Genomic DNA, 12,464 nt, shown 5'->3' with positions numbered 1-12,464 from the left:
CCGCAAGGTCTCCGGGCCCGCGTCGGGCCCGCGTCACGCCGGGGTCAGGCCTGCGTCGCCGCGGCGGTCGCGGCGGCGGGCGCGTTCTCCGGGAAGTGGCAGGCCACGCGGTGGCCGCCGGCCAGCTGCTCCAGGGGCGGCTCGACCGTCTTGCAGATCTCCTGCGCCTTCCAGCAGCGGGTGTGGAAGCGGCAGGCGGGCGGCGGGTTGAGCGGGCTCGGCACGTCGCCGGTGAGCCTGATGCGCTCGCGTTCCTTGCGCGCCTTGGGGTCGGGCACGGGCACGGCCGACAGCAGGGCGTTGGTGTAGGGGTGCATCGGCGAGCTGTACAGGCTCTTGCGGTCGGCGATCTCGACGATCTTGCCCAGGTACATGACCGCGACCCGGTCGCTGATGTGGCGCACCACCGACAGGTCGTGGGCGATCACGACGTAGGTCAGGTCGAGCTCGTTCTGCAGGTCCTCCAGCAGGTTGACGACCTGGGCCTGGATGGACACGTCGAGCGCGGAGACCGGCTCGTCGGCGATGATGAGCTTGGGCTTGAGCGCGAGCGTGCGGGCGATGCCGATGCGCTGCCGCTGACCGCCGGAGAACTCGTGCGGGTAGCGGTTGTAGTGCTCGGGGTTGAGCCCGACCAGGGCGAGGATGTCCTGGACCGCCTTCTTGACGCCGTTCTCGGTCTGCACGCCCTGGATGCGGAACGGCGCGCCGACGATGGTGCCGACGGTGTGGCGGGGGTTCAGCGACGAGAACGGGTCCTGGAAGATCATCTGCATGTCGCGGCGGAGCGGCCTGAGCCTGCCCTGCCCCATGTGCGTGATGTCCTGGCCCTCGAAGACGACCTTGCCTCCGGTCGGCTCAAGGAGCCTGGTGACCAGGCGGCCGGTGGTGGACTTGCCACAGCCGGACTCCCCCACCAGGCCGAGCGTCTCGCCCTTGAAGACGTCGAAGCTGACCCCGTCGACCGCCTTGACGGCGCCGACCTGCCGCTTGAGCAGGCCCTTCGTCACCGGGAAGTGCTTCTCCAGCCCCTGGACGGAAAGAAGCGGCTCGTTCGCGGTCACCGTCTCGCTCACTGGCTCTCCAGCACTGGCTTGATCTCGTTCTCCCACAGCTCCCGCCGCTCCGTCCTGCTCATGTGGCAGCGCACCAGGTGGCCGCCCTCGGTCTCGATCAGGCCGGGCACCTCACTGCTGGACTTGCCCCCGGTGCGCTCGGCGTAGGGGCAGCGGGGGTGGAAGGCGCAGCCCGGAGGCACGTTGATCAGGGACGGCGGCGAGCCCTTGATCGGCATCAGCCGTTCGGTGGGCTCCCGGTCGAGGCGGGGCATCGATCCCAGTAGACCCCATGTGTAGGGGTGCTCGGGACGGTAGAAGATGTCGTCGGCGGTGCCGTACTCGATGCACTTGCCGCCGTACATGACCAGGATGTCGTCGGACAGCTCGGCCACCACGCCCAGGTCGTGGGTGATGATGATCAGCGCGGAGTTGAACTCGCGCTGCAGGTCGACCATGAGGTCGAGGATCTGGGCCTGCACGGTCACGTCGAGCGCGGTGGTCGGCTCGTCGGCGATGAGCAGCTCGGGGTCGCACGACAGCGCCATGGCGATCATCGCGCGCTGGCGCATGCCGCCGGAGAACTCGTGCGGGTAGGAGTCGACGCGGCGCTGCGGCTCGGGGATGCCCACGCGGCCCAGCATGTCCACGGCGTGCTTCTTGGCGACGGCCTTGCTGACCTTGTGGTGGATCCGGTACGCCTCGACGATCTGGTCGCCGACGGTGTAGAAGGGGTGCATCGCCGACAGCGGATCCTGGAAGATCATCGCCATCTTCTTGCCGCGCAGCCCGCGCACGTGCTCCTGCGAGGCGCCCACGAGCTCCTCGCCGTCGAGCCAGATCTCGCCCGAGACGTTGGCGCCCTTGCCCTTGTGCAGGCCGAGGATGCCGAGGCTGGTCACCGACTTGCCCGAGCCGGACTCGCCGACGATGCCGAGGGTCTTGCCGCGTTCGAGACTGAAGGTCAGCCCGTCGACGGACCTGACCAGGCCGTCGTCGGTCGGGAAGTGGATCTTCAGGTCCTTGACGTCGAGGAAGGGACTCACGCCAGCCTCACTCTCGGGTCAACGACCGCGTAGAGCAGGTCGACGATCAGGTTGGCCAGGATGATGAAGGCCGCCGCGACGATCGTGACGCCCATCACCTGGGGAAGGTCGTTGTTGCTGATGGCGTCGACGGCGTACTTGCCGATGCCGGGCAGCGAGAAGGTGCTCTCGGTCAGGACGGCGCCGCCGAGCAGCAGCCCCAGGTCGAGGCCGAACATGGTGACCACGGGGGTGAGCGTGGCCCGCAGCCCGTGTTTGAGCACCACCTTCCGCTCGGGCAGGCCCTTGGCCCTGGCCGTGCGGATGTAGTCCTCCGACATGGTCTCCAGCATGCCCGCGCGGGTGAGGCGGGCGTAGCCGGCGGCGTACAGGAAGGCGAGCGTCACCCAGGGCAGCATGAGGTTGTTGGCCCAGGTGAGCGGGTCTTCGCTGATCGGCACCCAGTCGGCCACGTCGCCGACCAGGCCGAGCTGGTCGCGGAAGATGGCCAGGGAGACGATGCCGGTGAAGAAGATCGGCAGCGAGACGCCGGCCAGGGCGATGCCCATGGACAGGCGGTCGAAGAAGCTGCCGCGGCGCAGCGCCGACAACACGCCGGTGGCCACGCCGAAGATGACCCACACCACGGCCGCGCCGAGCGCCAGCGACAAGGTGATCGGCAGGCGGTTGAGCAGGTCGGGCAGGACCGGGTTCTGGCTGACGTAGCTGTAGCCGAAGCAGGGCGCCGGGCAGTGCTCGATGCCGGGGCCGTAGTTGCGATCGACGCCGACGAAGATGCCCTGCACGAAACGTCCGTACTGGACCAGGATCGGGTCGTAGAAGCCGAGGCGCACAGCCGTGTCGTGGATCACCTCGGCGTTGGCCGCCTTGCCCACGTACCGGGAGGCCAGGTCGTCAGCGGACATCCCAGCGAGCCGAGGCACGAGGAAGAAGATGGCGAACGTCGCGATGCTCACCACGAAGAGCAGCATGACGGCCGCTATCAACCGTCTGAGAATGTATGTGAACACTGATCTCGGCCATGGCGGCCGGGCCTTGTGAGCCCGGCCGCCGAAGCCTTCACCTGCTTTCGGTACGGGACGTTCCGGCAGTATGCGCCGTTGCTACTGGGTGCTCAGCGTGAGGAACTCGTACATGCCCCAGTTCTGGGAGACGAAGACGTTCTTCAGCTGCGGCGGACGGTAGAACAGGCCGTGCGCCCAGACGTAGGGAAGGATGTAGGCCGACTCCATGACCTGCTTGTCGACGGCGGCCCAGATGCTGTTCCGCTTGGTCGCGTCGGTCTCGCCCGCGGCCTGGTCGATCAGCTCGTCGATCTTGGGGTCCTTCACGCCGAGGTTGGTGTTACCGGCGGGACGGATGACCCGGCTGTCGACGATCTGCTGGAAGAAGCCGAAGCCCTCGGGGTAGTCGGCGCCCCAGCCGTAGACCATGAGGCCCAGGCCGTTCTTCTTGGCGAAGTCGGGCTTGCCGGCGTAGAGCTTGAAGTAGTCACCCTGCGGGAAGCCCTTGAGCTCCAGCTTGATGCCCACGCGGCCGAGCGACTGCTGCAGCGACTCGGCGGTCTGCTTCTCGGCCGAGCGCTCGTTGCGGAAGGAGATGGTGGTGCTGAAGCCGTTGGGCTGGCCGCAGGCCGCCAGCTCCTCCTTGGCCTTGGCGAGGTCACCGGTCGGGTTGGCCTCGACGCCGTAGGGGTCGATCTTCTCGTAGCCGGTCATCTTGGCCGGCATGAGGCTGAGGGCCACGTCGCCACCGGCGTCCGGGCCGCCGTAGGCGCCCTGGATGGCCGAGCGGTCGGTCGCGTACAGCACGGCCTTGCGGCAGTGGATGTTGTCGAACGGCGGCACGTCACCGTTGATGTTGGTGAACCAGGTGCGGTCGATCGGGGCCGAGTCGGCGTACTGCTTGACCTTCTCGTCGGTCAGGACCGTCTTGCGGGCGTTGGCCGCCACGCCGGTGCTGTTGACCTTGACGTCGATCTTGCCGGAGAGCAGGCGCTGGTCGAGGTCGTCCTCGTTCTGGCCGAGCAGCACCTCGATCGAGTCGTTGAGCTGCTTGCGGTTGGGGTCGGTCGCCGCGTCCCAGTTCGGGTTCTTGACGAGCTCGATGCGCTTGGTGAGCTCGTGCGCCTTGAACATGTACGGGCCGGTCGCGACCGGGTGCTCCTTGTACTTCGAGCCGGTGTCCTTGGCCTCGGGCACGGGGGCCGTCTGCGGGAGCATGGCGAAGTAGTCGAAACCGCCGTACGGCTTCTTCAGGTGGAAGACGATGGTCTGGTCGTCGGGCGTCTCGATCGCCTTGAGGTCGTCGAGCTTGCCCTTCATCTTGTACGGGCCGGTGTAGCCGCCGAGGTCGAGCCAGTCGTTGAAGTACGTCGGGCCGCTGGGCAGGATGTCCTTGTCCAGCGAGCGCGCCACGCCGTACTTGACGTCCTTCGAGGTCACCGGGGTGCCGTCCTCGAACTTGACGCCCTTGCGCAGCTTGTACGTCCACGTCTTGCCGCCGTCGCTCGGCGTGCCCAGGCCCTCGGCCAGGTCGCCGACGAGCTGCAGGCCCTCCTCGCCGGGGACCGGCTTGAACATGGTGAGCGCGCGCGTGTAGAGGCGGGCGAAGTTCCAGGCGTAGCCGTAGTACATGTCGCCCGGGTCCACCGAGTCGAAGTCGCCGGGCATGCCCATGTGGAGGGTGCCGCCGACCTTGTCCGACGGGTTGATGACCGCCGTCACGCCCGCGTTGTACTTGCTGGACGGCTTGTCGTCGCTGCCCGAGCCGCTGGTGTTCTTGCTGCCACCGCCGCCGCCACCACACGCGGAGACGACCACGGCGAGAGCGGCGGTCACCGCGATCGCCGACGCCTTAGATCTCATCTTCATCGACCTGACACACCCCTTGAATCTAGGAGTTGAGAGAACTTGCGGATAACTACTCACGAGGCCTTATCGGGCCTTGGGATCGAAGGCGTCCCTGAGGCCGTCACCGAGCAGGTTGAACGCCAGCACGGTGATGAAGATCGCGAGGCCGGGGAAGATCATGAAGTTGGGCGCCACGTCGTAGTTGTGGACCGCCTCAGCCAGCATGCCTCCCCACGTGGGGGTCGGCGGCCGCACGCCCACGCCGAGGAAGGAGAGTGCGGCCTCGAACAGGATGTTCGACGGGATCAGCAGCGTCGAGTACACGAGGATCGGCGCGAGCAGGTTGGGCAGGATCTCCTTGAACAAGATCGTGTGGCTGCGCGCGCCCAGGCTTCTGGAGGCGTCGACGAACTCCCGCTCGCGCAGGGAGAGCGTCTGGCCCCGGATGATGCGCCCGATGTAGGGCCAGTTGAAGAAGCCGATGATGAAGACCAGCAGGCTGATCCTGAGGGTGTCGCCCGACATGCCGAACGCCTTGTCGGGGATGACGCCGGCCAGCGCCAGTGCGAACACCAGCAGCGGGAAGGCGAGGAAGATGTCCATGAGGCGGGAGATGACGGTGTCGACCCAGCCGCCGAAGAAGCCGGCGATCATGCCCAGCACGGTGCCGATCACCACGCACAGCAGCGTCGCGAAGAACGCGATCAGCAGCGAGATGCGGGCGCCGTACAGGATCCGGCTGAACAGGTCGCGGCCCGTGGTGGGCTCGACACCGAACAGGAAGTCCCAGCTCATGCCGCCGAAGGCGCCGATCGGAGCCTGGATCGCCGGGTCGATCTTCTCCCGGTGCCATTCGGCCGGGTCGTGACCGAACCACGACACCAGCAGCGGCGCGAAGATCGCCACGAGGATCAGCAGGACGATGACGATGCCGCCGATCATCGCGATGCGGTCGCGCTTGAGGCGCATCCAGGCGATCTGCCCGAGGGAACGCCCCCGGATGACTGAAGACTCCGCCCCCTCAAGAACGGTCTCCGGCCCGGCCTCGACGGCCGAGTCAGGAACATCGAGCGGTGCGGTCATGCCAGTGGCCCCCTGGATTCCAGACGACGTCGTCCGTGTCGGCGCGACCCGGTCAGGGTAGTGCGCCCGTGCAAGGCGAGTCCGCAGAGTCGCGGCCCCAGGAGGCAGAATCTATGGCCTGAGCTGGTATGACCAGTCCCTCAGCGCTCGATGTGGCTCAACTGTGATTCACGCGAAACTTATTCGTATCGATCTTGATGTGAATGTCTACGGCCCGTCCCGGTTGGGTCTCGGAACTGTGACAGTGCCGATCCACGACCGTTTCCGTCCGAAATCAGCTGATGCCGCGGCGCTTCAGAAGCGCTTCGATATCGGAGAAGTCATCGTCGTTCTTGGGGGTCTTGGCGGCCACCGACGGCTGGGTCTTGTTCGCTACGGGCTGAACCGGCGGCTTCCCGCCCGGCTCCGGAGCGGCCTTCTTCTTGCGGCCCAAGGACAGCCTGCGGCCGCGCATCACCCCGGAGACCACGAACAGCACGGCGGCCAGGCCCGCCACGGCCACACCGGCCCACACCATCGGATTGAGCACCAGCCCGGTGACGAACCCCACCGCGGTCGCCCCGATCGTCCACAGCGCGCTGAGCGCGCCGGTCAGGTAGGCCGCCACCGGCAGCAGGAACCAGGCCGCCAGCCTCATCCCCGCCGCCGCGCCCCGGCGCCTGAAGGCCAGGAAGCTCAGCACCAGCCCTACCGCCGTCACCCCGGCGCACAGCGGCAACCAGGCGATCTGATTGAACATTGAGGCCGCCCCTCGTCTCGACTACGCCTTCCATCCTGGCACGCGAAACGCCGGGGGCCTCTCCTCCGCGAGGACCAGACGCCCCCTAGGGGATCAGCGCGCGCAGATCGGCGACGCCGACCTCGGCCAGCGAGGAGACCACCAGGCGGCCGGGGGCCGGCTCGACGGGCAGCAGGTTGGGGACGGCCACGACGGCGCACCCGGCCGCCGTGGCGGCCGCCACGCCGTTGGGTGAGTCCTCCAGCACCACGCAGCGCACCGGTTCGACGCCGAGCAGCCCGGCGGCCTTGAGGTAGGGCTCGGGGTCGGGCTTGGTCCGCTCGACGTCGGCGGCGGTGACGACGACGTCGAAGCGGTCTTCGCCGAAGCCCTTCAGCACGGCGTCGGCGATCTCCTTCATCGACGAGGTGACCAGGCCGACCGGCACCCCCTCGTCGCGCAGCGCCTCCAGCAGCTCCGCGGCCCCCGGCATGACGGCGACGCCCTCGGCCAGACGCTCGACCATGCCGGAGACCATCCACTCCTGCACCGTCGGCGCCGGCACGTCGGCCCCGGAGACGGCGAGCATGTAGTCGAGCGTGCGCTCCATCGACCCGCCGACCAGGTGGGCCTGGTGCTGCGGCGTCCAGGCGGCGCCGAGCCTGGCCATCACCCTGGTCTCGATCTCCAGCCAGACCTTCTCGCTGTCGACGAGCAGGCCGTCCATGTCGAAGAAGACCGCTTCCACGTGCTTTCCCCCGATGACGAACTAGACGTTGAAGTACTTGGCCTCGGGGTGGTGCGCGACCAGCGCCGAGGTGGCCTGCTCGGGGTGGAGCTGGAACTCCTCCGACAGGCTGACGCCGATGCGCCCCGGGTCGAGCAGCTCGAACAGCTGCTGCTGGTCCTCCAGGTTGGGGCAGGCCGGGTAGCCGAAGGAGTAGCGGCAGCCCTGGATGTTGACCTTGAGCATGTCGTCGAGGGTCTCCTGGCCGCCGATGCCCCACTCCGCGCGCACCCGGGCGTGCCAGTACTCGGCCAGCGCCTCGGTGAGCTGCACCGACAGGCCGTGCAGCTCCAGGTAGTCGCGGTAGGCGTCCTTGGCGAACAGCTCGGCGGTGGCCTGGGAGATCTTGGCGCCCATGGTGGCCACCTGGAAGCCGACGACGTCGACCTCGCCGGAGTCCTTGCCGCGGAAGAAGTCGGCCAGGCACAGGTGCCGGTCGCGGCGCTGGCGCGGGAAGGTGAAGCGGGTGCGCTCGTTGCCGTCGTCGCCCAGGATGATCAGCGAGTCGCCGTCGCTGACGCACGGGAAGTAGCCGTAGACAACGGCCGCCTCCAGCAGGCCCTCGGTCTGCATGCGCTCCAGCCACATGCGCAGCCGGGGCCGGCCCTCGGTCTCGACCAGCTCCTCGTAGCCGGGCCCGTCGCCGCCCCTGGTGGGCTTGAGGCCCCACTGGCCCAGGAACAGGGCGCGCTCGTCGAGGAAGGCGGAGTACTCGGCCAGCGAGATGCCCTTGACCACGCGGTCGCCGTGGAAGGGCGCGGCCGGCACCGGGTTGTCGGCGGCCACGTCGGAGCGGGCGGGCAGCTCCTCCACCGGCGTGCGCTGCAGCACCGCGCCGGTCTTGACCCGCCGCTCGCGCAGCGGCGGCAGCGTGGCGCCCTCGACGCCGCGCTTGACGGCCATGAAGGAGTCCATCAGCCGCAGCCCCTCGAACGCGTCGCGGGCGTAGCGCACCTCGCCCTCGAACAGCTCGGCGAGATCCTGCTCGACGTAGGCGCGGGTGAGCGCGGCGCCGCCGAGCAGCACCGGGTACTTCTCCGACAGGCCCCTGGAGTTCATCTCCTCCAGGTTCTCCTTCATGATGACCGTCGACTTCACCAGCAGCCCGGACATGCCGATCACGTCGGCCTTCTGCTCGTCGGCGGCCTCCAGGATGGCCGAGACCGGCTGCTTGATGCCGAGGTTGACCACCTGGTAGCCGTTGTTGGACAGGATGATGTCCACCAGGTTCTTGCCGATGTCGTGCACGTCGCCCTTGACCGTGGCCAGCACGATGCGGCCCTTGGTCTCGCCCTCGACGCGGTCCATGTGCGGCTCCAGGTAGGCCACCGCGGCCTTCATCACCTCGGCCGACTGGAGCACGAACGGCAGCTGCATCTGGCCGGAGCCGAACAGCTCGCCGACCGTCTTCATGCCGTCGAGCAGCACCTCGTTGATGATCTCCAGCGCGGGACGCTGGGTGAGCGCGTCGTCGAGGTCGGCCTCCAGGCCCTTGCGCTCGCCGTCGATGATGCGCCGCTTGAGCCGCTCCCACAGCGGCAGCGCGGCCAGCTCCTCGGCCTTGCCGGCGCGCATGGCCGCGGCGTCGACGCCCTCGAACAGGTCCATGAAGCGCTGCAGCGGGTCGTAGCCCTCGCGGCGGCGGTCGTAGACCATGTCGAGCGCGACCTGGCGCTGCTCGTCGGGGATGCGGGCCATCGGCAGGATCTTGGAGGCGTGCACGATGGCGGAGTCGAGGCCGGCGTTGACGCACTCGTTGAGGAACACCGAGTTGAGCACCATGCGGGCGGCCGGGTTGAGGCCGAAGCTGATGTTGGACAGGCCCAGCGTGGTCTGGACGCCCGGGTAGCGGCGCTTGAGCTCGCGGATGGCCTCGATGGTCTCCAGGCCGTCGCGCCTGGTCTCCTCCTGGCCCGTCGCGATGGGGAAGGTCAGGCAGTCGACGATGATGTCCTCGACGCGCATGCCCCAGTTGCCGGTCAGGTCCTCGATCAGGCGGGTGGCCACGCGCACCTTCCAGTCGGCGGTGCGGGCCTGGCCCTCCTCGTCGATGGTCAGCGCGACGACGGCCGCGCCGTGCTCGCGCACCAGGCGCATGATCTTCTGGAAGCGGGAGTCGGGGCCGTCGCCGTCCTCGTAGTTGACGGAGTTGACGGCCGCGCGGCCGCCGAGCATCTCCAGGCCGGCCTGGAGCACGGCGGGCTCGGTGGAGTCGAGCATGATCGGCAGCGTGGAGGCGGTGGCGAAGCGGAAGGCCAGCTCCTTCATGTCGGCCACGCCGTCGCGGCCGACGTAGTCGACGCACAGGTCGAGCATGTGGGCGCCGTCGCGGGCCTGGTCGCGGGCGGTCTCCACGCAGTCGTCCCAGCGGCCCTCCAGCATCGCCTCGCGGAAGGCCTTGGAGCCGTTGGTGTTGCAGCGCTCGCCGATGGCCAGGTAGGAGGTGTCCTGGCGGAAGGGGACCGTCTGGTAGAGGGAGGAGGCGCCCGGCTCGGGGTGGGGGCGGCGCGCGACGGGCTCCTTGCCGCGCACCCGCTCGACCACCTGGCGCAGGTGCTCGGGGGTGGTGCCGCAGCAGCCGCCGACCAGCGACAGGCCGTAGTCGCGGGCGAAGGTCTCGTGCGCGTCGGCCAGCTCCTGCGCCGACAGCGGGTAGTACGCGCCGTCGGAGGTGAGCACCGGCAGGCCGGCGTTGGGCATGCAGGACAGCTTGAGCCGCGAGTGGCGGGCGAGGTAGCGCAGGTGCTCGCTCATCTCGGCCGGGCCGGTCGCGCAGTTGAGCCCGACGATGTCGACGCCGAGCGGCTCGATCGCGGTGAGCGCGGCGCCGATCTCCGAGCCGAGCAGCATCGCGCCGTTGGTCTCGATCGTCACCTGGGCGATGATCGGGACGTCCCGGCCGGCGGCCTCGACGGCCCGCTTGGCGCCGATGACGGCGGCCTTGACCTGGAGCAGGTCCTGGCAGGTCTCGATGATGAGCGCGTCGGCGCCGCCCGCGATCAGGCCGGCCGCGTTGTCGCGGTAGGCGTCGCGCAGGCTGCGGTAAGGCAGGTGGCCCAGCGTCGGCAGCTTGGTGCCAGGACCCATCGAGCCGAGGACGAAGCGCGGCTGCTCGGGCGTGGACCAGTGGTCGGCCCGCTCGCGGGCGATGCGGGCGCCGGCCTCGGAGTACTCGAAGACGCGCTCGCCGATGTCGTACTCGCCGAGGGCGGCCAGGTTGGCGCCGAAGGTGTTGGTCTCGACGCAGTCGACGCCGACGGCGAAGTACGCGTCGTGCACGCCCTGGACGATGTCGGGACGGGTGACGTTGAGGACCTCGTTGCAGCCCTCGTGCCCCTCGAAGTCGTCGAGCGTCGGGTCCTGCGCCTGGAGCATCGTGCCCATAGCCCCGTCGGCCACGATCACGCGCTGGGACAACACTTCTCGGAAGGACGGGGAGATGCTCATGCCGTAGAGCTTATCGGCTGAGTCCCGACCGCTTATTCTTCCGCCTGTCAATTGACCCGGCGTCCAATACCGGCGGGCCCGTCCTGCTCCCGTCGCGTGCTCCGGGCGGGCGGTCCGCCCCCTTTCGGGGTGATCCGCTAGGGGCGAACGGAAGGGAGGGGTGAGCGCTGCGGGACGGGGGATAGTCGCGTGGTGGGCTGGGCGAAAGGGGTGGGCCGGTGGCTCGGAGCGTTCGCGGGGAGATCGGTGACGCCGACGCCTGCTTACCGCATAGGCTTAGCGCGATGAGGGAGAGAGGAGGCGACACGTGATCGAGCTCGAAGGGCTCCCCGAGCTCGTCGACCCGGTGCTCATTGCCGCGTTCGAGGGCTGGAACGACGCGGGCGAGGCTTCCAGCGGTGTGATCGCCCATCTCGAGTCGTCCTGGAAGGCCGAGCCGCTGATCGCGCTCGACCCCGACGACTACTACGACTTCCAGGTCACCCGTCCCGTGGTGGAGATGGGCGACGGGCTGACCCGGTCCATCGTGTGGCCGACGACGCGGCTGTTCCACGCCCGTCCGCCGGGCAGCGAGCGCGACGTGGTGCTGCTGCGCGGCATCGAGCCCAACATGCGCTGGCGCTCGTTCTGCGCCGACATCATCCAGGTCTGCCGCGAGCTCGGCGTCGAGCTGGCGGTCATGCTGGGCGCGCTGCTCAACGACTCGCCGCACACCCGTCCGGTGCCGATCCTGGGCGGGGCCACCGACGAGGCGCTGGCCCGTTCGACCAACCTGGAGCTCAGCCGCTACGAGGGCCCCACCGGCATCGTCGGCGTGCTCCAGCACGCCTTCGGCGAGGCCGGGCTCGACGCGATCTCGCTGTGGGCCTCGGTCCCCCACTACGTCGCCCAGCCGCCCAACCCGAAGGCCACCCTCGCGCTGCTGCGCCGCATGGAGGACGTGCTGGAGATCCCGATGCCGCTCGGCGACCTCGACGAGGAGGCGCGCGCCTGGGAACGCGGCGTCGACGAGCTGGCCTCGCAGGACAGCGAGGTGGCCGAATACGTCAAGGAGCTGGAGGAGCGCAAGGACGCGGCCGAGCTCCCCGAGGCGAGCGGCGACGCGATCGCCGCCGAGTTCGAACGCTACCTGCGCCGCCGCGACCGCGACACCGACAGCTGACCTCGCCCCCCAGCCCGCCACACCTGCCGGCCTGCCGGGGCATCGCAGCCCAAGCCGCCACCCCGGCCCGCCGGCCCCGGGGGCCATCCCGGCCCAGACCGCCACAACCGTTGGCCGGCTCCGGGGCCCATTCCGGCCCAGGCTGTCGCACCCGGCGGCTGACTCCGGGGGCATCGCGCGGCTTAGCTCCCCCGGCGCCGACTCCGGGGGCATCGCGCGGCTTGGCTGTCCCGGCCGCCGACTCCGGGGTCGTCTCGGCTCAGGCCGTCACGCCCGGTGGCTCGCTCCCGGAGGAGTCCCGTGGCGCTGTCCTC

Annotated in this window: 9 protein-coding genes; 1 reads left to right on the top strand and 8 read right to left on the bottom strand. The window is 69.2% G+C overall.

The annotated features are described in order from the left end of the window. Window positions 1–44: 44 nt before the first annotated feature. The 8 genes from ACIBST_RS33185 to metH all read right to left on the bottom strand — a co-directional run bounded on the left by ACIBST_RS33185 (window position 45) and on the right by metH (window position 10,988). The gene (locus tag ACIBST_RS33185) at window positions 45–1,076 is read right to left on the bottom strand and encodes an ABC transporter ATP-binding protein (protein WP_397177404.1); all 1,032 of its coding nucleotides are present in this window, start codon (window positions 1,074–1,076) and stop codon (window positions 45–47) included. Beyond that, the gene (locus ACIBST_RS33180; protein WP_397177402.1) at window positions 1,073–2,101 is read right to left on the bottom strand and encodes an ABC transporter ATP-binding protein; all 1,029 of its coding nucleotides are present in this window, start codon (window positions 2,099–2,101) and stop codon (window positions 1,073–1,075) included. Before ACIBST_RS33180 ends, ACIBST_RS33185 begins: the two co-directional genes overlap by 4 nt. Continuing rightward, window positions 2,098–3,111: an ABC transporter permease gene (locus ACIBST_RS33175; RefSeq protein WP_352364030.1), complete on the bottom strand. Its 1,014-nt coding sequence runs from the start codon at window positions 3,109–3,111 to the stop codon at window positions 2,098–2,100. Before ACIBST_RS33175 ends, ACIBST_RS33180 begins: the two co-directional genes overlap by 4 nt. 93 nt (window positions 3,112–3,204) lie before the next feature. Next, entirely contained in the window at window positions 3,205–4,974 is a 1,770-nt protein-coding gene (locus ACIBST_RS33170; protein ID WP_397177401.1) for an ABC transporter substrate-binding protein, read from the bottom strand. Between the two features lie 63 nt (window positions 4,975–5,037). Then, a complete protein-coding gene (locus ACIBST_RS33165) occupies window positions 5,038–6,036 on the bottom strand; it encodes an ABC transporter permease (protein ID WP_397177400.1) in 999 nt (332 codons plus the stop codon). A gap of 274 nt (window positions 6,037–6,310) precedes the next feature. Then, window positions 6,311–6,775 (bottom strand): cellulose synthase, encoded by a 465-nt coding sequence (locus ACIBST_RS33160; RefSeq protein WP_397177399.1) that lies wholly within the window; start codon window positions 6,773–6,775, stop codon window positions 6,311–6,313. Window positions 6,776–6,860: 85 nt separating this feature from the next. Continuing rightward, window positions 6,861–7,502, bottom strand: a complete 642-nt coding sequence (locus ACIBST_RS33155) for an HAD family hydrolase (RefSeq protein WP_397177397.1) — start codon at window positions 7,500–7,502, stop codon at window positions 6,861–6,863. A gap of 21 nt (window positions 7,503–7,523) precedes the next feature. After that, window positions 7,524–10,988 carry a methionine synthase gene (metH, locus tag ACIBST_RS33150; RefSeq protein WP_397177395.1) on the bottom strand — a complete coding sequence of 1,155 codons (3,465 nt, stop codon included), beginning with the start codon at window positions 10,986–10,988 and terminating at the stop codon, window positions 7,524–7,526. 307 nt (window positions 10,989–11,295) lie between these two features. Between metH and ACIBST_RS33145 the strand changes: the two genes are divergently transcribed. Continuing rightward, window positions 11,296–12,150: a PAC2 family protein gene (locus ACIBST_RS33145; protein ID WP_352325653.1), complete on the top strand. Its 855-nt coding sequence runs from the start codon at window positions 11,296–11,298 to the stop codon at window positions 12,148–12,150. The last annotated feature ends 314 nt before the right edge of the window (window positions 12,151–12,464 follow it).

The organism is Nonomuraea sp. NPDC049684 (assembly GCF_044465345.1).
In the GTDB taxonomy this organism is placed as follows: Bacteria; Actinomycetota; Actinomycetes; order Streptosporangiales; family Streptosporangiaceae; genus Nonomuraea.
This window is presented reverse-complemented; position numbering and strand designations above follow the sequence as displayed.